Origin of the sequence: Streptomyces sp. HSW2009, from assembly GCF_040240285.1 — a bacterium.
In the GTDB taxonomy this organism is placed as follows: domain Bacteria; phylum Actinomycetota; class Actinomycetes; order Streptomycetales; family Streptomycetaceae; genus Streptomyces.
This window is the reverse complement of the sequence record NZ_JBEHZD010000037.1, coordinates 1-22,310: the sequence shown is the minus strand read 5'-3', so window position 1 is coordinate 22,310 and position 22,310 is coordinate 1. Positions and strand designations below refer to the sequence as shown.

At 72.3% G+C, this 22,310-nt stretch carries 16 protein-coding genes and 2 pseudogenes; 13 read left to right on the top strand and 5 right to left on the bottom strand.

What is annotated here, in order from left to right:
- Nucleotides 1-159: 159 nt before the first annotated feature.
- The 4 genes and pseudogenes from AAHZ94_RS05195 to mmsA all read left to right on the top strand — a co-directional run.
- On the top strand, nucleotides 160-1,047 hold the full coding sequence (locus tag AAHZ94_RS05195; protein ID WP_349990901.1) for a Cgl0159 family (beta/alpha)8-fold protein: 888 nt from the start codon (nucleotides 160-162) through the stop codon (nucleotides 1,045-1,047).
- A gap of 112 nt (nucleotides 1,048-1,159) precedes the next feature.
- Nucleotides 1,160-2,086: pseudogene (iolB, locus tag AAHZ94_RS05190) on the top strand (5-deoxy-glucuronate isomerase); the annotation flags it as partial.
- A gap of 203 nt (nucleotides 2,087-2,289) precedes the next feature.
- The gene (gene iolD / locus AAHZ94_RS05185; RefSeq protein WP_349990899.1) at nucleotides 2,290-4,161 is read left to right on the top strand and encodes a 3D-(3,5/4)-trihydroxycyclohexane-1,2-dione acylhydrolase (decyclizing); all 1,872 of its coding nucleotides are present in this window, start codon (nucleotides 2,290-2,292) and stop codon (nucleotides 4,159-4,161) included.
- 252 nt (nucleotides 4,162-4,413) lie between these two features.
- A pseudogene (gene mmsA, locus AAHZ94_RS05180) lies at nucleotides 4,414-5,286 on the top strand (CoA-acylating methylmalonate-semialdehyde dehydrogenase); the annotation flags it as partial.
- 120 nt (nucleotides 5,287-5,406) lie between these two features.
- Here the strand turns inward: mmsA and AAHZ94_RS05175 are convergent.
- Nucleotides 5,407-5,811 carry a hypothetical protein gene (locus AAHZ94_RS05175; protein ID WP_349990897.1) on the bottom strand — a complete coding sequence of 135 codons (405 nt, stop codon included), beginning with the start codon at nucleotides 5,809-5,811 and terminating at the stop codon, nucleotides 5,407-5,409.
- A gap of 333 nt (nucleotides 5,812-6,144) precedes the next feature.
- On the opposite strand from AAHZ94_RS05175, the gene AAHZ94_RS05170 reads away from it, so the two are divergent.
- The 4 genes from AAHZ94_RS05170 (at nucleotide 6,145) to AAHZ94_RS05155 (ending at nucleotide 12,514) form a co-directional block, all read left to right on the top strand.
- A complete protein-coding gene (locus AAHZ94_RS05170) occupies nucleotides 6,145-7,026 on the top strand; it encodes a helix-turn-helix domain-containing protein (RefSeq protein ID WP_349990895.1) in 882 nt (293 codons plus the stop codon).
- A complete protein-coding gene (locus AAHZ94_RS05165) occupies nucleotides 7,023-7,925 on the top strand; it encodes a helix-turn-helix domain-containing protein (protein WP_349990893.1) in 903 nt (300 codons plus the stop codon). The genes AAHZ94_RS05170 and AAHZ94_RS05165 overlap by 4 nt, the downstream gene beginning before the upstream one ends.
- A 1,073-nt stretch (nucleotides 7,926-8,998) precedes the next feature.
- Nucleotides 8,999-11,521, top strand: a complete 2,523-nt coding sequence (locus tag AAHZ94_RS05160; RefSeq protein ID WP_349990914.1) for an SdrD B-like domain-containing protein — start codon at nucleotides 8,999-9,001, stop codon at nucleotides 11,519-11,521.
- Nucleotides 11,522-11,833: 312 nt separating this feature from the next.
- A complete protein-coding gene (locus AAHZ94_RS05155) occupies nucleotides 11,834-12,514 on the top strand; it encodes a hypothetical protein (protein WP_349990913.1) in 681 nt (226 codons plus the stop codon).
- A gap of 25 nt (nucleotides 12,515-12,539) precedes the next feature.
- Here the strand turns inward: AAHZ94_RS05155 and AAHZ94_RS05150 are convergent, their stop codons facing one another.
- The gene (locus tag AAHZ94_RS05150; RefSeq protein ID WP_349990892.1) at nucleotides 12,540-13,892 is read right to left on the bottom strand and encodes a NosD domain-containing protein; all 1,353 of its coding nucleotides are present in this window, start codon (nucleotides 13,890-13,892) and stop codon (nucleotides 12,540-12,542) included.
- Between the two features lie 88 nt (nucleotides 13,893-13,980).
- Here AAHZ94_RS05150 and AAHZ94_RS05145 point away from each other — a divergent pair, with 88 nt between their 5' ends.
- Complete coding sequence (locus AAHZ94_RS05145; RefSeq protein WP_349990890.1) at nucleotides 13,981-15,156, top strand: Dyp-type peroxidase; 1,176 nt, start codon at nucleotides 13,981-13,983, stop codon at nucleotides 15,154-15,156.
- Nucleotides 15,157-15,397: 241 nt separating this feature from the next.
- Here AAHZ94_RS05145 and AAHZ94_RS05140 read toward each other — a convergent pair whose 3' ends face one another.
- Nucleotides 15,398-15,862, bottom strand: a complete 465-nt coding sequence (locus tag AAHZ94_RS05140; RefSeq protein WP_349990889.1) for a hypothetical protein — start codon at nucleotides 15,860-15,862, stop codon at nucleotides 15,398-15,400.
- A gap of 179 nt (nucleotides 15,863-16,041) precedes the next feature.
- Here AAHZ94_RS05140 and AAHZ94_RS05135 point away from each other — a divergent pair, with 179 nt between their 5' ends.
- Nucleotides 16,042-16,938: an aminoglycoside phosphotransferase family protein gene (locus AAHZ94_RS05135; RefSeq protein ID WP_349990887.1), complete on the top strand. Its 897-nt coding sequence runs from the start codon at nucleotides 16,042-16,044 to the stop codon at nucleotides 16,936-16,938.
- 55 nt (nucleotides 16,939-16,993) lie between these two features.
- On the opposite strand, the gene AAHZ94_RS05130 is transcribed toward AAHZ94_RS05135, so the two are convergent.
- Entirely contained in the window at nucleotides 16,994-17,380 is a 387-nt protein-coding gene (locus AAHZ94_RS05130) for a hypothetical protein (RefSeq protein WP_349990885.1), read from the bottom strand.
- Between the two features lie 507 nt (nucleotides 17,381-17,887).
- Between AAHZ94_RS05130 and AAHZ94_RS05125 the strand changes: the two genes are divergently transcribed.
- Nucleotides 17,888-18,415 (top strand): P-loop nucleotide/nucleoside kinase family protein, encoded by a 528-nt coding sequence (locus tag AAHZ94_RS05125; protein WP_349990884.1) that lies wholly within the window; start codon nucleotides 17,888-17,890, stop codon nucleotides 18,413-18,415.
- 208 nt (nucleotides 18,416-18,623) lie between these two features.
- On the opposite strand, the gene AAHZ94_RS05120 is transcribed toward AAHZ94_RS05125, so the two are convergent.
- Nucleotides 18,624-19,412 (bottom strand): LysR family transcriptional regulator substrate-binding protein, encoded by a 789-nt coding sequence (locus AAHZ94_RS05120; protein ID WP_349990882.1) that lies wholly within the window; start codon nucleotides 19,410-19,412, stop codon nucleotides 18,624-18,626.
- Between the two features lie 107 nt (nucleotides 19,413-19,519).
- On the opposite strand from AAHZ94_RS05120, the gene AAHZ94_RS05115 reads away from it, so the two are divergent.
- Both AAHZ94_RS05115 and AAHZ94_RS05110 read left to right on the top strand, forming a co-directional pair.
- Nucleotides 19,520-19,912, top strand: coding sequence for a DUF5997 family protein (locus tag AAHZ94_RS05115; RefSeq protein ID WP_349990880.1), 393 nt, complete (start codon nucleotides 19,520-19,522; stop codon nucleotides 19,910-19,912).
- Between the two features lie 581 nt (nucleotides 19,913-20,493).
- Nucleotides 20,494-22,188, top strand: a complete 1,695-nt coding sequence (locus tag AAHZ94_RS05110) for a PHP domain-containing protein (protein ID WP_349990879.1) — start codon at nucleotides 20,494-20,496, stop codon at nucleotides 22,186-22,188.
- Nucleotides 22,189-22,310: the final 122 nt, after the last annotated feature.

Here is a 22,310-nt window from a genome sequence, read left to right as displayed (position 1 = left end):
CCGGGCAAGGACCACGCCGTACGCCCCACCGCGCAAGGACCGCCCCACCGCACCCCGTACACCGCTCCAGCCACGCACCCCGTACCACCGCCGGGGCTCGCCCCGGCCCCGCCCCCCGTCACCGTCCCGCCCCACCACCCGTGAGAGTGAGCAGATCCCGTGACTATCCGTATCTCCGACATCGTGAAGGTGCGGACCCGGCATCCTGAGGCCATCGCGGAGGCCGCCGCGCGTCGGGTCAGACGACCGTTGGTGGGGGCCAGCGGGCGGCTCATGATCATCGCGGCGGACCATCCGGCGCGCGGCGCGCTCGCCGTCGGCGGCCGGGAACTCGCCATGGCCAACCGGGTCGAACTCCTCGAACGCCTCTGCCTCGCGCTCTCCAGACCCGGCGTGGACGGGGTGCTCGGCACCGCGGACATCCTGGAGGACCTGCTGCTCATCGGGGCGCTCGAAGGCAAGGTCGCGATGGGTTCGATGAACCGCGGCGGGCTGGCCGGGGCGGCGTTCGAGCTGGACGACCGGTTCACCGGGCACCGTGCCGAGGACCTGGCCCGGCTCGGCTTCGACGCCGGCAAGTTGCTGCTGCGCATCGGCTACGACGATCCGGGTTCGCTGGACACCATGCTGTCGGCCGCCCGCGCCATCGACGACATGGCGGCCCACCGGCTGCCGGTCTTCGTCGAACCCTTCATCTCCCGCCGCATCGACGGGAAGATCGGCAACGACCTGAGCGCCGACGCCGTCGCGCACTCCCTCGCCATCGCCTCCGGCCTCGGCGGCACCTCCGCGTACACCTGGCTCAAGGTGCCGGTCACCGCGGAGCCGGAGGACATGGCGCGGGTCATGGAGACCTCCACGCTGCCCGCGGTGCTGCTCGGCGGCGACGTGGGCCGCTCGGCCGCCGACCAGGAGCGGGCGTACGAGCGCTGGCGGCACGCGCTCAAGCTGCCCACGGTGCAGGGGCTGGTGGCCGGCCGTTCGCTGCTCTACCCGGCGGACGGGGACGTGGGCGCCGCGGTGGACACGGCGGTGGGGCTGCTGTGATCGCGCACCGGGCGACCGCCGCCGGCCGTCCGCCCCCGAGTGGCCGCCGCCGGTGGTGGGAGCCCGCGCCCGCCCCCGTACGAACGTCGAACGTCGAACGAAAGACGAGCACATGAGCGTGACGACGCACCGTCAGCCACCCCGTCCCGACGGCCCGCACGGCCTGCACCTGCCGGCCGGCAGCGCGGGGGACGGGCCCTACGCGCTGGCCGTCGATCCCGAGCGGGCCGGCTGGGGCTACTCCTCGCTGCGCGTGCTGCGCCTCGCGGCCGGTGCGGCGCACGAGTGGGCCACCGGGGACAGCGAGTGGATCGTGCTGCCGCTGGCCGGCGGCTGCACCGTGACCGTCGGGGAGCAGCGGTTCGCCCTGCACGGGCGGCCCGACGTGTTCAGCGGGGTCACCGACTTCGCGTACCTGCCGCGGGACGCAACGGCCCGCGTCGAGAGTGCGGCGGGCGGCCGGTTCGCGCTGGTCGGGGCGCGGTGCGAGCGGGTGTTGCCGGCGCGGTACGGGCCGGCGGCCGGCGTGCCGGTGGAGCTGCGCGGCAGCGGCACCTGTTCGCGGCAGGTCAACAACTTCGCCGCGGCCGGCGTCTTCGACTGCGACCGGCTGATCGCGGTTGAGGTGCTGACCCCCGGCGGCAACTGGTCCTCCTACCCGCCGCACAAGCACGACGAGCACCGCCCCGGCGTGGAGTCGGAGTTGGAGGAGATCTACTACTTCGAGGTCGCCGAGGCGCACGGCACGCCCGGCGTCGGCTACCAGCGGGTGACGCCGTCCGGGCGCGGGAAGGAGTCCGACGTACTCGCCGAGGTGCGCACCGGCGACGCCGTGCTGATCCCCGACGGCTGGCACGGCCCGTCTATCGCCGCCCCCGGCCACGACCTCTACTACCTCAACGTGATGGCGGGCCCCGGCGCCGAACGCGCCTGGCTGATCTGCGACCACCCCGACCACGCCTGGATCCGCGACACCTGGCCCGGGCAGCGGGTCGATCCCCGGCTGCCGCTGTACGGGGCGCCGGCCGACGGCCCGGCGGGACCGGCGCCGGGGTCCACCGCGGAAGCCTCCCCGACCACCTCCGGGCCCCCGGCCTCCTCCGTGACCCTGGCCACCTCCGGGACCTCTGCTACTCCGGAGACCCCAGCCACTCCCGGCGCCCCGACTCTCCCCGGGACCTCTGCCCCATCCGGAACCCCGGCCACTCCAGAAACCCCCCCCCCCCCCCCAGGAGACGCCCGATGAGCACCCGCCGGCTGACCGTCGCCCAGGCCCTGGTCGCCTTCCTGGCCGCGCAGCACACCGAGCGCGACGGCCGTACCCAGCGGTTGATCACCGCCTGCTGGGGCATCTTCGGGCACGGCAACGTGGCCGGCGTCGGCCAGGCCCTGTTGGAGTCCGGCACCGACCTGCCCTACCTCCAGGGCCGCAACGAGCAGGCCATGGTGCACGCCGCCGTCGGCTACGCCCGCCAGCGCGACCGGCTCGCCGCGCACGCCGTCACCACCTCGATCGGCCCCGGCGCCACCAACCTGGCCACCGGCGCCGCGCTCGCCACCATCAACCGGCTGCCGGTGCTGCTGCTGCCCGGCGACACCTTCGCCACCCGGCCCGCCGACCCGGTGCTGCAACAGCTCGAAGTCCCGTACGCCGGAGACGTGTCGGTCAACGACGCGCTGCGCCCGCTCTCCCGCTACTTCGACCGCATCACCCGCCCGGAGGCGCTGGTTCCGGCCGCACTCCAGGCGATGCGGGTGCTGACCGACCCGGCCGAGACGGGCGCCGTCACCCTCGCCCTGCCGCAGGACGTGCAGGTGGAGGCGTACGACTGGCCGGTGGAGTTCTTCGCCGAGCGGGTCTGGCCGGTGCGCCGCCCGGCGCCCGACCCGGCCGAACGCGCCGCGGTGGTCCGGGCCGGGCGCGCCGCCCGCCGCCCGCTGCTCATCGCCGGCGGCGGCGTGCACCACAGCGCGGCCGAGGACGCGCTGCGCGCCCTCGTCGACGCCACCGGCATCCCGGTCGTCTCCACCCAGGCCGGCAAGGGCTCGCTGCGCCACGACCACCCGGCCGACCTCGGCGGCGTCGGCCACACCGGCACCGCAGCCGCCAACGACCTGGCCCGCACCGCCGACCTGGTCATCGGCGTCGGCACCCGGCTCTCCGACTTCACCACCGCATCCGCCACCCTCTTCGCCGACCCGGCCGTGCGCTTCGTCGGCCTCAACATCGCCGGCGCCGACGCCGCCAAGCTCGCCGCCCTGCCGCTGGTCTGCGACGCCCGCACCGGCCTGGAGGCGCTCGCCGACGCGCTGCGCGGCCACCGCGTCGACCAGGCGTACGCGAGCGAGTACGCGGTGGGCAAGGCCCGCTGGGAGGAGGTCGTCGCGCGCGTCTACGCGGCCCCCGACGACGCCAGGCCCACCCAACAGCAGGTGCTCGGCGCGCTCGACGCGGTCGTCGGCGACACCGACGTGGTCCTCAACGCGGCCGGCTCCCTCCCCGGTGACCTGCACAAACTCTGGCGGGCCAGGTCCCGGCGGCAGTACCACCTGGAGTACGGCTACTCCTGCATGGGGTACGAGATCCCGGCCGCCATCGGCGTCAGGCTCGCCGCGCCCGACCGGCCGGTGTGGGCGCTGGTCGGCGACGGCACGTACCTGATGCTGCCCACCGAACTGGTCACCGCGGTCCAGGAGGGCGTCAACATCAACGTCGTACTGATCCAGAACCACGGCTACGCCTCCATCGGCGGGCTCTCCGAAGCGGTGGGCGGCGAACGGTTCGGCACCGCGTACCGCTTCCGCGCCGCGGACGGCAGCTACACCGGCCCGCCGCTCCCGGTCGACCTGGCCGCCAACGTCGCCAGCCTGGGCGTGCAGGTGCTGCGCGCGGCGACCGTCGGCGAACTGCGCACCGCCCTGGCCGCCGCCCGCGCCTCCGACCAGCCCACATGTGTCTATGTGGAGACCGAAACGGCCGACACAGTGTCCAGCGATCCGGGCACCCATGCGTGGTGGGATGTTCCCGTTGCCGAGGTGGCGACCCGCCCGGCGGCCACCCGGGCCCGGCAGGAGTACGAGCAGCGTGCGGAGGGCCGGCGGCGCTACCTGTGACGCGTACGGGTGAGGCGTACGGGTGGTGGGTTTGGGCGGTGCCGCACGAGTGACGCGTAGGGGTGAGGCGTACGAGCGGTGCGTGCGGGTGAGGCGTACGAGCGGTGCGTGCGGGTGAGGCGTACGGGGCGTCGCCCGCCCCCGACCGCGGCGCCCCGCACGCGCCCCGCCTGCCGTCCCAAGGTGTCGCCCCGAAGCGTTGCCCCCAACTGTCATCCCACGATGTCGTTTCAGGAGAAAGGTCCCGCTGGTATGCAGACCATCGACCACTGGATCGGCGGCAGGCCCGTCGACGGCACGTCCGGCGCGTACGGGCCGGTGACCGACCCGGCGACCGGTGAGCAGACCGCCCGGGTCGCGTTCGCCTCCGTCGCCGAGGTGGACGCGGCGGTGGCCGCGGCCCGCGCCGCCGCCACCGACTGGGGCACCTCGTCGCTGGCCCGCCGCACCGCGTTCCTCTTCCGCTACCGCGAACTCCTCGACGCCCACCGCGAGGAGATCGCCCGGCTGATCACCGCCGAGCACGGCAAGGTGCACGCCGACGCGCTCGGCGAGGTCGCCCGCGGCCTGGAGATCGTCGAACTCGCCTGCGGCATCCCGCAGTTGCTCAAGGGCGAGCTGTCCACCCAGGTCTCCACCCGGGTGGACGTGGCCGCGATCCGGCAGCCGCTGGGCGTGGTGGCCGGCATCGTGCCGTTCAACTTCCCCGCCATGGTGCCGCTGTGGATGTTCCCGCTGGCCATCGCCTGCGGCAACACCTTCGTCCTCAAGCCGAGCGAGAAGGTTCCGTCGGCCGCGTACAAGCTGGCCGAACTCGCGGCCCGGGCCGGCCTGCCGGACGGCGTGCTGAACGTCGTCAACGGCGACCGGGTGGCCGTCGACCGCATCCTGGAGCACCCCGACATCGCCGCGGTCAGCTTCGTCGGCTCCACCCCCGTCGCCCGCCACGTGCACGCGGCCGGCACCGCCAGCGGCAAGCGGGTGCAGGCGCTCGGCGGCGCCAAGAACCACATGCTCGTCCTGCCCGACGCCGACCTGGACGCGGCGGCCGACGCCGCGGTCTCGGCCGCGTACGGCTCGGCCGGCGAGCGCTGCATGGCCATCTCCGCGATCGTCGCGGGGGGGGGCCCCCCCCCCCCCCCGCGCGGGGCGGGGGGGGGGGGGGGGGGCCCCCCCACTGCGGTTCCGCGGCGTGACCGCCGGCTGCGGTGACGCCGCGGAATCCGGTCTGCCGGGGCCGCGCGGTCAGCCCCGCGTGGCCTTGAGGAGCACCTTCACGTCGTGGCCCTTGTGCCAGCCCGTGTCGATCAGGGGGCTGTGGTGCTTCTCGTTCCCCCATGCGTAGTAGCGCTCCCAGCTCTGCTGCCAGGAACCGTCCTTGTTCGAGCCGGTCGCGGTGTACCCCTGGGCCACCTTGCCGTCGTGCTTGTTGTCCCACAGGTACAGCTGCGCCTTGGTCTGCGTACGGTCGCCGCTGTAACGGTCGCACTCCCGGTACTTGAGGCCGGCCGCGTTGTGGTCGACCTGGATGACGCGCCAGTCGGTGCAGGCGCCTTCGGCGGAGGCCGGTGGCGCCGTGATGAGCCCCAGGCCGCCGATGCTCATGACGGCCGCCAGGCCGGCCAGGGTGAACCGCTTGTGTGCGTTCATGGCTGGTTGTCCTTCCCCGTGGATCGAGCGGACGGCGTGGTGTGGAGCGCGCCGTCCTGCTGTCGGCACTGAGCTTGCCCGTGGCCCGGGCGGCGCCGCGAGGCCGGCCGACCAGTTGGGGTCACAGCGAGACGTTCCCCGCCCTGACCTGCCATGACGCCGGGCGGGATGAGGCAGTCGTGGGACGGGGGTACGGGCTCTCGCGGCGGCTTCGGGCTGGCCGAAAGCATGGGGCGTGTCCCGCCGGTCCGTGCTCCATGACCCACGCGCGGTGTACCAACGGGGCACGGCAGTGAGAGCATTGAGGACCGTTGACGGCAAACGGGGGGAATTATGCCGCGTTGGAAGGCATTGCCCGATTCTCTAGACCAGAGGGTCCAGCAACTCGTCGTACAGCTTCGGAGGTTGAAGGACCGCAGCGGGCTGAGCATGATCGCGCTCGCGGCCAAGACCGGGTACAGCCGGTCCTCGTGGGACCGCTATCTGAACGGCCAGGCGCTGCCGCCGCAGCGCGCGGTGGAAGAGCTGGCGCGGGCCGCGGGGGCCGACCCGGTGCGGCTGCTGGTCCTCCACGAGGTGGCCAAGGAGGCATGGCAGCAGTCGGCTTCGGCCGCGCCGCCGGACCGTACGCAGGACGCGGACCAGCAGGACGCAGCGGAGCAGGAGGAGACCACGCCCGAAGCCGGCGCGGTGTCGACGGAGGCGCCCGGGCCCGCCGCGGATTCGCCCGCCGCGCAGGGCGCCCCGCGGTTGCTGAGCGTGCGCAGGTCCCTCGCGGTGGCCGCCGTGCTCGCCGCCGTCCTCCTGGGGGTCGGCGCCGGCATGGTGATCGCCACCCCCTGGGACGAGGAGGACGGCACGACGAGCCGGGTGAAGGCGGCGGCGACCGCCTCGCCGACCAGCACCCCGGGAGGGCCCGGCAAGTACCTCTTCCGGCCGGGCAAGACCTACTCCTGCCCGGTCCGGCGCGACGGCGGGGCGGGCGGCGGCCTGTTCGCCGGCTACAGCACCACGCGCACGGCCGTCCTCGCAGGTCCCGGCTGGGACGTGGTGGAGGCCCAGTGCCTGCTGCGCCACCACCGGTTGAACCCGGGCACCGTCGACGGGATCTACGGGCAGCAGACCATCGCCGCCGTGGTCCGCCTACAGAAGAAGGCCGGGCTGCCGGCCGACGGCGTCGTGGGGCCGCACACCTGGCAGGAGCTGCGCGGTTGACCGGCCCGGCTCCCGAGTGCGTGGCGCTGGCCGAGGGGCTACGCGAGATGAAGGCCCGGACGGGGTTGAGCCTGGCGGCCCTGGCCGAGCGCACCGCGTACAGCAAGTCCTCCTGGGCGCGTTACCTCAACGGCAAGAGCCCGGTGCCCCGCCAGGCCGTCGACGCGCTGTGCAAGGTGGCCGGCGAGCCCGCCGGACGGCTGCTCGCGCTGTGGGAGCTGGCGGACGCGGAGTGGAGCGGTCGCGCCCACCACGCCCGGCCCGTCGAACAGGCCGCCGCTGCCGCGCCCGCTCTCGCTGCCGCCGTCGCTCCCGCCACGGGCACGGGCGGTACGGGCGAGTCCGCCGACACGGGTGAGGTGCGGGACGCGGGTGTGCCGGTAGGTGGGGCGACAGGCCCAGCGAGGGCGCGGCGGCAGTGGCTGCTCGCCGCGGCCGTGGGCGTGGTCGCGGCGGCGACGGCCGCACTGTTGGCGGCGCCGGCCCTACGGGGTCTGGGCAGCGGGCCGCCGGCGAGCCCGGCGGCGCCCACGCTCGATCCGGCCCCCGGTTGCCAGGGCAAGACCTGCGACGGCAAGGATCCCGACGAGATGTCCTGCGGTCTGCCGGGCCGGGTGATCTCCCTCGGCCCGCAGCACCGCGCGGCGACCGGTGCGCGCGTGGAGATCAGGTACAGCACCGTGTGCTCGGCCGCGTGGGGCCGGATCTGGCACGCGAAGGTCGGTGACGCCGTCGAGATCACCGCGCCCGACGCGCACCCGCGGCGCCTGGTCGTCACACGGGCGTCCGATACAGCCATCTACCGCTTCACGCGGATGATCGGCGGCCCCGACCGCGCCGCGCTGCGCGTGTGCTTCCTGCCGGCCGGCGGCTCCGACCGAGAATGCGCCGGCCCGTAACGCGTCCGCAAGGGAACGGCGGTGCAGGTTCGGGGAATGCACTTCCCGATCCGGAAAATCGGACTCGGTCATTGCGCCGAATTTCCCTTCGCAGCCCTCTTGGGGAGGAATCGACGGCGCTGCCACCAGCATCATTTCGCCCATATCCGTTCTCATGGACGGGAATTCCATGGCGCTCGGCCGTTTCTCACACCTAGCCCCATGGCGCCCGCGCCGTGTCAAGGGCGGGGCAATCATGGACCGCAGAACTCTGGAGGCTACGACCGCCCTCGTTGGCGCCGCTCGTACGCGTCGCGCCCCCGGCCGCAACCGTACGCCCCGGGCTTCCGCACCGTGCACGGGACGGGCCGGTGGAGCGCCGCCGCACTCCGCCAACTGGCCCGTATGGCACGCCAGTCGGGCAGCGAGCGGGGCGAACGCGGCTCGACTGTGCAGCAGCCTCGACACAAGGGGCAGGTCCGAGGCATGCCGCCCGCTCGACCTGGATTACGGGGGATGAGATTCGGCCACCGCCCCACCTCGCACATTCTTCCCGCCGTCATTCTCCGGGCGACGATGGCTATCGCGGAACGGCGTTTGATACGAGGGGTTTTGCTGGTGGCTGCGTGACTTCAGAAGATAGGATATCGTGCGCTGCTCACGATGGCGGCCGGTGCGGCCGAGGGCGGGAGCAGAGGGGTGGGCATCGTGCTGGAGCTGCTGGACCACGCAGCCCGGGGCGAGTCCATCCGAGATCGTGAACGTGCGCGTGGTTTCCCTGCCCCCGGTGCTCAGCTCATCCGCAATACCTCAGGCGATCACCACAGAACGGTCCACGTCATGACGGTGGGCCGTTTCCTTCCGTGACGTTCACCATCGGCGTCCGCGCCAGGGGTCATGAAGTGGCCGCGTAGCGAGAAGCGGGTGTCTCGTTTTCACATCAAGGCATGACAAGACATAACAGGAGAAGTCAGAAAAGTGTGGAGTGTGATGCCATGAACCGAGTCGACACAGACGCGCACCGGTTAGTCCGGAGACTTGCGGGATCGTCGGGGCGCATCGGGTTGTCCGTCCTCCTGCTGGCCGGCGGCGCAGTGGGCGCGACGGCCGGGCCGGCTTCCGCCTCGACCTCCGACGGCACGCTGACGGTCGCGGTGCTGCGCGACTTCTTCGGCACCGGCGTGGTCAACGCGGCGATGGACGTACCGCAGCGGGGCATCAAGGTGGCGGTCTCCGACCCCGACGGGCACGTCGTCACCGGCGTCACGGATGCCACGGGGAAGGTCGTGGTGTCGAAGTCGTCCGAGTTGAACGGCGGCCACTACCGGGTCGACGTCAGCGTCCCGGCGCCGTACGACAGCTACCTGCGGGCGGCGCCGGCTTCGACGGCCGAGAACCACTTCGACAGCTTCACGTCGTTCGTGGACGTGTCGGACGGGCAGGACGCCTCGGTGGTGACGGGCGTGTGGAATCCGGCCGACTACACGCTGCCGGACTCGCGGTACTTCGTACCGGTCCACAACGGCGCCAACGGGACCGACAAGCGGGCGCTGGTGGCGTTCGGCACCCAGACCCGTGGCACCTGTCCCACCGATGTGGCGTGCCCGACCACGCTGGCCACCCAGGAGCAGGTGGGCACGACGTTCGGCCTCGCGTACGACACGGGGCGCAAGCGGCTGTTCCAGAGCGCCTTCGCGCGCCGCTACGCCGCGTACGGGCCCGGCGGCGGGGACGCGATCTACACCGTTCCGGTGGACGGCTCGGGCACGCCGAAGCCGTTCGCCCGGGTGCCGGGCGCCGCAGTGACGCAGCACGACTCCGCCAACATGATCAAGGACGGCGGCTTCACCGAGGCACCGGGCAAGGAGAGCATCGGCGGCCTTGCCCTCTCCGATGACGGCGCCACGCTGTACGCGGTGAACCTGAAGACCCGCAGCCTGGTGAGTTTCGATGCGACGGGGGACGCCGCCGCATCGCCCAAGTCGACGGTCGCGATCCCGGACCCCGGGTGTGCGAGCCGCGATGACTGGCGGCCGTTCGGCCTCCAGGTGCACGACGGCACCGTGTACGTCGGCGGAGTGTGCAGTGCGGAGAGCACGCAGCAGCGCGCGGACCTGAAGGCATACGTCGCCACCTACGACGGCAAGCGGTTCAAGACGGTGCTGAGCCACCCGCTGACGGCCGAGCGCGGCAGCGTCTTCGGCACCGGTGACAAGGCCACCCACTGGAACCCGTGGAACACCAGCCTGGCCACCTGGGACGACCGGAAGGCGGGCAACGTCTTCATCGACCCGCAGCCGGAACTCGCCTCCCTCGCCTTCGCCCGTGACGGGTCGATCATCCTGGGCTTCCGCGACCGGTTCATGGACGTGCTCGGCTGGGGAGGGTTGGACCCCCGCCCGGGGAACGACACACCCGAGAACGGCATGTCGGGCGGTGACATCACCATGGTCTGCGCGACGGCCACCGGTGAGTACGAGTGGGAAGGCACCGGAAAGTGCCCCAACCACGCCACCCCGGCCAACAGCGGGGGCCAACCCGCCGGCGTCGTCGAGTACTTCCCCGGCGACTACTACACCACCGCGCACCAGGAGACCGCGCTGGGGTCGGTGGCGTACATCCCGCGCCAACAGTGGGTGGCGAGCACGGAGTTCGACCCGGTCGTGGACGTCGCGACCTCGGGCACCGGGTACTTCGACATCACGACGGGCCAGGGTCCGGGGAACAACCCCAAGGGCAACGGCTTCGAGTTCGTCAACCAGAGCCAGGGCGGGTTCGGCAAGGCCGGCGGGCTCGGTGACATCGCGTACGCGGCGGCCAACGCGCCAATCCAGATCGGCAACGTCGTGTGGTTCGACGGCGACCACAACGGCATCCAGGACCCGGGGCACGTACTGCTGCCGGGGGCGACGATCAACCTGCGGGACGCGGACGGCAAGCAGGTCGCCACGACCAAGACCAATGCCGCCGGCGAGTACTACTTCGGTGGTGTCGGCGCCGAGTACGAGCTCACACCGGGCGCGAAGTACACGGTGCAGTTCGACGTGTGCACCGCGGACACCAGCCAGGTGCCCGAGCAACCCCCGGCGAGCGAGCTGCGGTTCACCCTTCCGCGGGTCGGTTCCGACCGGGTGCACGACTCCAATGTGACGCCGCCGACCAGCGGACCGCTGTGTGACGGCACCGCGCCCGTCACGGCGCCGGCCAAGGCGGGCGGCGTGGACCACACGATCGACGCCGGGGTCTACATCCACAAGGACACCCCGTCCCCGACACCCACCCCGACGCCCACCTCCACCGCCACCTCGACGCCGACTCCCACCCCCACGTCGACCGACACACCCACTCCCGCACCCACCTCCACGTCCACGCCGACCTCGACGCCGGTGCCCACGCCGACCACCACGTCAGGTCCGATTCCGCCGCCGCCCGGGGGCGCCCAGCCGCCACCCGCGCCGCCGGCCAACCAGCCGGCTCCGCCCGACGGGGGCGGAGGTTCGCTGGCCAACACCGGTACGTCCGGTCTCGTGGGCGTGATCGGCCTCGTCGGTCTCCTCGTGGGATCGGGTCTGGCCATCGTGTTCGTCACCCGCAACCGGCGCGCCCGGCAACACTGAGCGATCCGTACGACAGTGATGGGCCCGCCCGGCCCCCCGAGGGCGCGGCCGGGCCGATCACACCTCGGCCGGTCCCGTAGGGGCCGGCCTTGGCGTCGTCTGCCACCGGGTGCCACCCCAGGCCGCGGCAGCCGGCGGCGCCCGGTGATCGAAAGGATGGACGAGAGAGTGTCAGCGTCGAACCGCGTACGGAACGCGGCAACCCGGCAAGCCCCACCGGCCCGTGCGGCCGACCGGCGTCGTTGGCCGCGCTCGCGCCGCGCGGCGGTCCTCATCGGCGTCGTCGCGCTCGCGCTGGCCGCGGCGACCGTGGTGGCCGTGCTCCTGGTCGCCGACGAGGACTCCGGCGCGGACGGGCCCCGCCCGCTGACGGCGGACGAGGCGAGCCGGCTGGCCATCACGCGCTTCCGCAACTACCAGGAACAGGGCCGTGCCGTGACGATCAACGTGCCGGGCCCCGCCGGCGAGTTGACCGTCACCGGGTCCGTCGACTACCGGCACAGGATCGGCTACGGCGTGCTGCACGGCACCGGGCGCAACGAGTCCAGCGGCGGGCTGATCCAGTGGACGCCCACCGCCGTGCACGTCCGCCCGATGACGCGGGCCCCGGCGCAGGCCCCGGCCACCCCGCCCCGCGCGGGTTGGCACGACCGGCCGCTGTTGAAGGCGGGCAGTGCACTGGATACCGCCCTGTCCATCGCGCTCGGGCTCGGCGGCGACCGGCCGGACAACGCCGAGCTGCTGCCGCAGAACGGCGCCGCCTGGTGGGGGCGGGAGCGGGTGGCCGGGCGGCGGCTGGACGTGATGGCCGGGCCGTCCTCCCCCGACCGCTCCGGTACGACGGGGAACGTGCGCTACTGGATCGATTCGGAGGGCACCATGTACCGGGTCCGCGCCAGCCTGGGGTCGCAGCCGGAGCCGGTGGTCATCGACTTCGACACCCACGACTTCGTCCCGGTCACGCCACTCCCCCAGGCCGCCACGCGCCGGTAGCCGCGGTTCAGCCGGTAGCCGCGGTTCAGGAGGGCTGCACCCGCGCGTTCGCGGCGAGCAGCGAGTCGGCGGGCAGCGGGATGTCCTCCGTCTTCGGCAGCGCCGGTACGGGCGGGACGGTGGTGGCGCCGGTGGTCGTGGCGGCGGGGAACTGCGGCTGTGGGGTGGGCTCCGCGACCTCGCTGAACGGAATGCCGCCCGGCGCGGGCGGCGCCGCCCAGGTGCCGGCCGGTGAGGGTGGCGAGCCGGCCGGCAGCGGGCAGGCCGCGGTCCGCGTGAGCCGGGCCGGAACGGTGCTGCGCAGCTCGTTGTCCCGCAGGCAGTTGCCCCGGCCGCGGGTGGCGGTGGGGAACGTCCAGCCGACGTCGACGCCGTTGTCGGCGAAGGTGTTCTCGACGATCTGGTTGCCGGTCGGTGGCAGGTCGGCGGTCGCGGTGATCACCAGTCCGGCGGTGCGGTTGCCGCTGATGCGGTTGCGTACGAACCGGTTGTCGCTGCCGCCGTCGACACCGATGCCCATGCCCCACCCGCCGTCGGCCTGCTCCGGGGTGGCGGACTGCTGGTTGGCGGCGATCAGGTTGCCCGCGATGACGGAGCCCCGCTGCGGCAACAGCTTCTCCTGGTGGTCGGAGTTGGTGGTGAGTCCAACCCGGTTGCCGACCAGGCGGTTGCCGACCACGTACAGGTCTTCGCTGGCGTTGGTGCCCTCGAAGCCGACCGCGTTGAGTTCGGCGACGTTGTTCCGCACGACGATCTTGCAGGGTTTGCACTGGCCGACGTAGATCCCCGAGTCGGCGCCGCCCGACGCGTACGAGTGCTCGATGACCCCGTTCTGGGCGGAGAACGCGTAGATGCCGTACAGGCCGTTGCGGGTGGCGGTCACATGGGAGACCAGGAAGGACTTCAAGAAGGTGACGGGCTCGTCGCCGGTGTCGTAGCCGCCGCTGGTGCCCGGCAGGCCGGCAGCCGCCTTCGCCGAGCCGGTGATCAGCAGCCCGTTCTGGGTGTTGTGCCGCACGGTCAGGTTCTGCACGGCCACCCCCGGCGCCGAGACGACGATGCCGTTCGGCTGCCGCAACCGGCCGTCGATGACGACCTGGTCCCGGGACACCCCGCGGAGGGTGATGCGCGGCGTGTCCACCTTCACCGACTCGTGGTAGACGCCCCGCGCGACGAGCACCAGGTCACCGGGGTGGGCCAGGGACACCGCGGCCGAGATCGTCGGGGCGTCGGCGGGCACGCGGATCGTCACCCGAGAGCCGGCCGGACGCCGACCCTCGCTCGCTTCGTCCCCGCCGTCACCATCGCCGCCACAGCCGGCCACCAGGGTCAGCGTGCTCACCACCGCCGCCACCACGCGAAGAGCTAATCGAGGCATGATCCCAGTCTGGCACGGCGCCGAATTCAACGCCAAAATGGCCGAGTTGACCGGCGGGAGCCCCCTTGCTTGTGGCACTGTGCGCACCATGCGCCGAGCCGATCAGCACCCGTCACGCCGTACGTTCCTCGACGTCACCGGCGCGGTGATGGCTGTCGGGCTGGCCGCGGGGTGCACGGCTGACTCCCCTGGTTCCTCGGGCTCGCCTTCGCAGGACGGGCGTGCCCCGGCGACGGGCGCCGCGCCCGGCGCGGTTTCGGCGACGGGCCGCCATCAGGCCGGCATCACGCTCCCCCGGCCGGCACAGCCGCACCTGCTCGCCGTGGTGGCCGACCTCGGCGCCCGGGGGGCTCCCGGCCCGCTCCTGGCCGAGCTCGGCCAGACCATTCGTACGCTCACCGCCGGGTCCGATCCGCGGCTGCTCGGCCTGGCCCCGGGTGACCTCACCGTGACCGTCGGCGTGGGCCCGCGGCTCGTCCGCACGGCGGGTGCCGCGCTGCCCGGTACGACCGACCTGCCGCGCTTCTCCCGCGAACGGATCACCCCCCAGGCGCGCGGCGGTGACCTGCTGCTCCAGGTCTGCGCCAGCGACGCGCTGCTGCTGCCGGTCGCTGCCGCCGCGCTTCTGGACCGGGCCGGCGACCGCGTCCGCGAACGCTGGCGCCAGTCCGCACACCGCGGTACGGACGTCCCCGTCGGCGATGATCTGACCGCGCCCCGCAACCCGCTCGGCTTCATCGACGGCATCGTGGGCCCACACACCGGCCCCGAACAGCAACGTGACCTGTGGCTTGCGGGGCCGCCCGCGGTCGCCGGCGGCACCATCGCCGTCCTGCGGCGCATGGAGCTGGACCTGCCGCGGTTCGCCGCCCTGTCGGTGGCCGAGCAGGAAGCCGTGTTCGGCCGACGCCGGGCCACCGGCGTCCCGCTCTCCGGCGGCAGCGCCGCAGCGGGCCCCGAACTCGGCGCCAAGACCCCGGACGGCCGCTACCTCGTCCCCGCCACGGCCCACGCACGCAGAGCGCATGCGACCGCCGTCGGAGTCGGGCTGATGCTCCGCCGCTCCTACAGCATCGACCAGCCGGCCCCCGGTCTGCTCTTCATCAGCTTCCAGAACGACCTACGGACCTTCACCGCAACCCTCACCCACATGGAAACCTCCGACGCCCTACTCCCCTTCACCACCACGACCGCCAGCGCAACCTTCCTGATCCTCCCCGGCTTCGACGCCCAACGCCCGCTTGGTGCAGGGTTGTTCGGCTGATGTGGTCAGGGTGGGGGGTGTCTCTTCTCGTACGTAGACCTGTTCTTGCGTAGGCCTGTCAACGTGGGTGCTTGGGGTGTGGTGTGTGGGCTTGGGGTGTGGGCGGTCGTCAGGGTTACGGCGGCGGGCCGGGCGGGGGGCTCGTTGCCGATGGTGGTGGGGCATGCGGGGGCGGTGCGGGAAGTGAAGGGCGCTCGCTGTGCTGTTGGCGGGGTCTCTGTCGGCAGGAAGTGCTCCGCTGTCACGTCACCGGCCAGAGTTGCACGAGGTACCTCTCCACGCCCTCCGGCACTCCGAACTGAGCCAGGTGGGCCACCTTCTTGCGCCCCGCACAGTAGATCCGCACCCGCCAGGTCGTCTTCGTACGCCCCAACTCGATGTGCTCCCCCACCCGACCGGCAATCACCCACACCGAAAGCTGTCCGGTGGGCGAAGCCATGGTGATCTCGTCCCGCGCTTCCCACTCTGCGGCGTGGTCGACGGGCGGCTCCCCGTCCCACACCTCAACGATCAGTGGGGCCTCGTGCGTGTGTCCGGCGCTGTCCACGTCGACCCGCATGGGGCGCGAGATGAGGAATTCCGTGCCGGGGTCAGCGCGGCCTTCTGGAAACGGGGCCGGGATCTTCGATTCGTCCGCTTCCTGAAGGGCGAACCCGTAGTAGTCGACCAGAATCTCCATGGTCTGCCGGCTGATCACCTTGGCCACTGGTGCTCCAACTCCTTTGCGGTGCAGGCTTGATGCATCGTAGGCGGGCAGCCGGGCGGGCTCGGCGTCAGCCCGAAGGTTGCGTGATTGACCGGGTCCGCGGGGCTTCGTCGGATCGCCCTCACGGTGAGCCACGGAAAAGACGGGGGCGGGGAGAGCGAGGACGCCACACTGCTCTCATGACACGACTTCTGGTGGATGTCGAAAGCGTGACCGCGCGCCTGGTACGTCGGTTCGGTCCGCGGGTCGCGCCATGGTGCGCCGGCGTGCCTGATCTCGTCGCGCGATTGGCGGGCCGGTGGGGGCTCGCCTTCGGTGAACTCCTCCCGGACGGCGCCTCGTCGGTCACGATGCGGTGCCGCCTGCCCGATGGTACGCGCGCCGTGCTGAAGGTCAGCCCGGAACGGGCCCTGCTGGCCGAGCAAGTCCGCATGCTGGGGTGGTTCGGTGCCTCGGGCCGGGTGCCCGCCGTGCGGGCCGCCGACGAGGCGGCGGGCGCCATGCTACTGGAGGACGTGGTGCCCGGCACGCCGGCCGAAGACCTGCCCGCGGCGTCGCTTCCGGAACGGTGGTCGGAGCTGCTCACCGCCTTGCACGGGGTTACTCCGCCTCCGCTGCCGGGGCGGGTGTTGCGCGGGCGGTGCGAGGAGGCGTTCGCCCGGGTCGGCAGGCGGCTGTCCGAGCCCGCGGTCCGTGCACGGCTGGCGCCCACCGCATGGGACCTGGCCATCCGACGCTGCGACCGGCTGCTGGCGACGGAGACCACCACCGTGCTGCTCCACGGCGACCTGCACCTGGGCAACGTGCTCGACGGCGGTGCGGGGCGCGGGCTCATCGCCATCGACCCGAAGGCCTGTGTCGGCGATCCCTGCTTCGACGCGGTGGACTACGTCCTCGCCGGCGCCGGACTGGAAGGCGTCGAGACCCGCTGTGCGCGGGTGGCGGCGGCGTGCGGACTCGACGGTGACCGACTCCACGCCTGGAGCCAGGCCATCGCACCGTTCGCCGCCATCGCCCACCTCAGTGGCGGGGGTGATGCTGCGGCGATCGACGAGCTGCTCGCGCTGACTCGGTGACCCGGTGGCCCGCCCACCACGAGCGTCCGTGCCGTACAGGTCGGCCGGGCGGAGGCTACGAAAGATGCGGCTGGGAGTACACCAGCACCGGGACCCCGGGGGCGAACGCGTCCACCGCGGTCTGAAGGCGTTGCGGGTCGAGCCGCCAGAAGTTGATGGGACGGCTGGCCAGGAAGAGTTCGTAGTCGACATGGGGGGCCACGCTCTTTGCCTGCACTCGACTGAGGTGGCTGTTCATACCGGGCAGCGCGGGTGCTCCGGGGTTGCGCTGCACGCCGATGTGGTTGATCCCGTTGCCGGCCGTGCGCTGGTGCCACACCACGATGGCCGTGATGTCACTCCAGGGTACGGAGGCGAGCTGGCGCTCGTACCGTGCCGGAGCGCCGCCGAGCAGCACGCCTTCCCCATCGACGCGGAAGGCGACGAGCTTCTTCCACTTCATGCCGCCCAGAAGCTGGAATGGTGTTCGCACGAAGTGGGCTTCGCAGACAGGTGAGTTGGCATCGGCCATCGGGACACCTCGGGGCGGTCGTGTTGGGTGGGCAGGCTGGGCCCGGGTGGGCGGGGTGGGCCCGGGTGGGCGGGGTGGGTTACGTTCCACGCTACTTGGGCGGGCCGGACTTCTTCACCCCTTCCTCCTCCCGCATTCGGGAGCTCCGTACGGGGACTTTCAGCCGCGGCAGCCACAATTCCACTCGATGGGTTTCCCCGCTGGGCCCTGGGCGCTGTGCGGCCTTTCGGTTCGCGGCTGCGGTCAGGCCCAGGGAGCGACCGGCGTCGGGGTGCGGTGTGGGGGGGGCGGGCGCGGGCACCTACTACCGCACGGGGCCGAGCCGTCGTGGACGCCGCCCGTGAGGCACCGTCCGGCACCCTCGCCCGGGCGGCGTTGCGCAGGGTTGCGGCCGGATCAACGTACTCAGGAGCTCTCGGGCCGTGACACGATCTGGGCGTGACGACGTTGTTCCTGATGGTCGGCCTGCCGGGGGCCGGAAAGACCACGAGAGCGCGGCAGCTCGCCAGGGAGCACAGCGCGCTGCGACTGACGCCGGATGAGTGGATGCTCCCGCTGTTCGGCGACCCGCAACCGGAAGGGAAGCGCGATGTGCTGGAAGGACGGCTGCTCTGGCTTGGTCTGGAGGCGCTGAAGCTAGGAACGAACGTGGTCCTGGATTTCGGATGCTGGTCTCGTGACGAGAGGTCTGCTATCCGCTGGTTGGTGATGTCAGTGGGCGCGTCCTGTCAACTCGTGTACCTGCCGGTGGACCATGAGACCCAACGCGCTCGGATAGCCCATCGCCAGTCGGCCTCCGCCCCTGGTCAGACCTTCGCGATGAGCGAGGCGGACCTCGTGCACTGGAGGACGCTGTTCGAAGAGCCCGACGCCGCGGAACTCGATGGGTATGAGGTGGGAGGTCCGCCTCCGGGGTGGTCAGGGTGGTTGGAGTGGGCCGCCGACCGGTGGCCATCACTCGCGTGACGGTCCGTCCGGCCAACCTTGGTGCGGCCCAGTAACACAGCCATGCCAGGAGCACCGGGCCCGGAAAGATCCGCCGGGCATGCCCTATCCACCGACCTCGCCAGGCGACAGCCGTAACCCACCACCGCGATGCCGTCGGGACAGCAGTCGAGAGTGGTGGCCACAACCCCGAAGAGGGTGGCGGTCGCGATCAGGAAGAGGAGTAGCCCTACGGCCTCCGCCGAGGCTTGCCGCTCTTGGGGCTGCCTGAGCCGCGGCGGGCGTTCTTCGCGGACGGTTTGCCCGCCGCCTTGCCGGTGCCCCTGCCGCCGGCCTTGCCCCCGGTGGGTTGCTGTCGTCGCGCGCCGCCCTTCTCTGCGCGCTTGGCCTTCGGCTCGGGTTCGGTGCGGCGGCCTCGGGTGCTGTTGACGGTACGGCCGCGGACGATGCCGATGAAGTCCTCCACCAGGTCCGTCGTGGCTTCCTGCGGCCAGGACAGCGCAACGCGGGAGGTGGGCACGTCCGTGATCGTGCGGTACGTGAGGTCCTTGCGGTGGTGCAGTCGGGCCAGGGACTGCGGGACGATCAGCAGTCCGATACCCGCAGCCACCAGTTCGACGGCGTCGGCGGTCGTGGCGGGGCGTTCGCGCGCGGCGCGCCCGGGTGGGTGTTCCCAGTCCAGGGTGTCGTCCAGCGGGTGCAGCACCACTTCGTCGGCGAGATCGGCAACGGCCACCTCGTCGGCCGCCGCGAAGAGGTGGTCCTTGGGAACCACGACCACCGTCGTCTCCTCGTAGAGCGGGATCGCGCTGAGGTCGTCCCCGTCGACCGGCAGGCGGACGAACCCCGCGTCGGCCTCGCCCTCGCGCAGGGTCGCGCGGATCTCGGTGGCGGGCACCTGGGTGAGGGTGAGGGGGATGTGGGGCAGTCGCTCGTGCCAGATGCGCACCCACTTCGAGGGCGTCACCCCGGGTACGTAGGCGAGCCGGAACGCGGGAGAGTCTTCCGAGCCTGTCACCTCGCCAGACTACCGGCCGTAGTCAGCGACCGACACACCAGAGCGCAAGGGGCGGCGGCGAGCCCTCCGTGGTCAGTGTTTGCGCATTCGCTCGCTACCCTTAACCCATGAGCCAGACCATGAAGCCCGCTACCGCGGCGAAGAAGCTGGGTGTGTACCTCGACGCCACCCCCGCCGAATTCCGGGAGGGCGTGGTCTCGCGCACCGAGCTGAACGCCCTCCAGGCCGACCCGCCCCAGTGGCTGAGCGACCTGCGCCAGAACGGCCCGCACCCGCGCCCCGTCGTCGCGGCGAAGTTGGGTGTCTCGGTGTCGGGCCTCGCCCGCGGTGGCGTCACCGAGCCGCTCACCACGCAGCAGATCGATGCGCTGAAGGAAGAGCGGCCCGAGTGGCTGGAGCGCGAGCGCGCCACGCAGGCCGAGGTCCGCAAGGAGGCCGTCCGTCTGAAGGCGAAGAAGGCCGAGCAGGCTGAGCAGGCGGCACGGGACGCGAAGGGCTGAGTACGGGGGCGCCGCCGCCGACACCTGCACTTCCGTCCAGCCGGCGGCGGCATCGCCCCGCCTCGTCGCGCCCTGGGCCGGGGCTTGATGTCGACCGACTCCGGCTCGGCCGTGCGCGCCGACGCCTCCGTACCGCCGCAGTCCGCCGCACCGCCGCGGGCGCCGCATCTCGCCGGGCGCGCCGCACCCCGGCGCAGGCGCCCGCGCACGGTCAGGGCAGGCATGTGGCCCCGGGCAGGTGTACGAGCTCACGCCGCGTACGGCCCGTTCCATCCGCCCACCCGCTCCGCCCGCTCCATCTGTCCCGTCCACGCCGTCTGCTCCGCCTACGGGCGGATGCCGCGTACGAGGGCCGGGGTCAGCACGCTCCGGGAGCGCCTCGCCACCGTCGGCCTCCGGCACCCCCTCTGCGCTGACCAGCAGTGACGCCCCGATCACATGAGCCGCATCGCGTGTCGACCTCCGCCGGCACCCCACAGGCGCGGTCCGCGAAATTCGTCCGTGATTCATCCAGTCGTTCCATAGTCCAGAAATCCTCCTCGGTGCACGAAATCTTCCTAACCGATGGAGAACCGCACGTCATGACCCACCCTGTGCCCGAATGGGCTGACCCCCAGGTACCCGCGGAATCACTCGACCCGCAGGGGCTCAACCGTCGAGGGCTGATGCGTCGCGCCGGCCTGTTCGGGGCGGGGTTCGCCGCCGCCTCGCTGCCGCTTCCCGCACTGGCCCACGGGCGCGGGCACGGCGGGGGACATGGCCACGACCCCGGCCACGGCGGTGGGCACGGCCACGCCCCCAACCTGGTCTACCTGGTCGGTGACCACCACAACCACACCGTGTACAGCCACGACGCCAAGTACACGTTCTCCCAAATAGCCGCGGCGGGGCGGAAGTTCGGCCTCGACTGGATGGTGTTCACCGAGCACAGCAACGTCGGCCACGCCAAGTTCGGGGCCGCGCGGGAACACCGCGAGATCCTGCGGGCCCGTGCCGAGAACCGGCGCATGCTGATCTTCCAGGGCCTGGAGTGGTACATCCCCGGCGCCGAGCACTGCACCGTCTTCTCGCCGCCCGGGCGGCACGAGGTCGATCTGCTCACCCGCTTCGAGGAAGCCTTCGACGGCAAGTTGCTGGGTTACACCGCCGGCGGCCCGACCCACCCCGACACCCCGCGCAACGAGGCCCACGCGGTCAAGGCCCTCAAGTGGCTGGCCGAGCAGCGTCGTACGCGCTACGTCGACGACGTCCTGGTCTTCGCCAATCACCCGATGCGGCTCGGCATCGACTCCCCGCACGAGCTGCGCGGTTGGCGTGACGCCGCCCCGGAGATCATGATCGGCATGGAGGGTGCGCCGGGCGCCCAGGCGGGTGCGATCCCGGGCTGGCACCCGGACAACAGCGTCCGCGGCGAGTACATCAACTCGCCCTCCGCCGACTCCTGGCCCGGCTACCCGCGCGAGGCGTACGTCACCCACGGCGGCTTCGACTGGGCGACCGCGACCGTGGGCGGCCTGTGGGACGCGATGCTGGCCGAGGGCAAGCTCTTCACCATCACCTCCAACTCCGACGTGCACCGGGTCGCCCGGGACACCTGGGTCAACGGCGAATGGCAGCCCGGGCAGAACTTCGACAACACCGGTCGGCTGCCCGACCCGTACAACACCACCGAGCCGCAGCCCGGCGGCGACTTCTGGCCCGGCCAGTTCAGCCGTACGCACGTCGGAGTCACCCGGTACGGCTACCGCAACGTGATGGAGGGGCTGCGCGCCGGGCGGGTGTGGGTGGACCACGGCCACCTCATCGACGGCATCGACGTCAAGGTGCACGGCGAGCGGGGCCACAGCGCCACCCTGGGCGGCCGGCTGCGTGCCCGGCGGGGTGAGCGACTCACCCTCACCGTGACCGTGACCGCGGCCTCCCGCCGCAACCCGTACGGGGTGCTGCCGCGCCTGCAACACGTCGACGTCATCCGCGGTGCGGTGCGCGGCCCGGCCGCCGACCGCGATGCCTGGCGCGCCCCGGACACCCGGGTCGTCCACACCTCCGACGTGCACGGCCGCCGCGGCACGTACACCCTGCGCATCCCGGTCGGCCGCGCGGACCAGCCGTTCTACCTGCGGCTGCGCGGCAGTGACGGCAAGCGCCACGGGGCGGGATTCCTCGGCGCGAACGTCGACCCCCACGGCCCCCTCCCCCACGAGCCGGGCAAGGGTGACCCGTGGCTCGACACGTGGTTCTACACCAACCCGATCTTCGTGGACGTCACCCGCTGATGCCCATGGCTCCGGGGGTGGCGGGCAGCCGGAAGGTGGCCGCCGCCCCCGGGAGCACTGGTTGGCGTGGTGGGCAAGGGTTAGTGCGTGGCGTGCGGATTGGCGCGGTGGACGGTGTGATG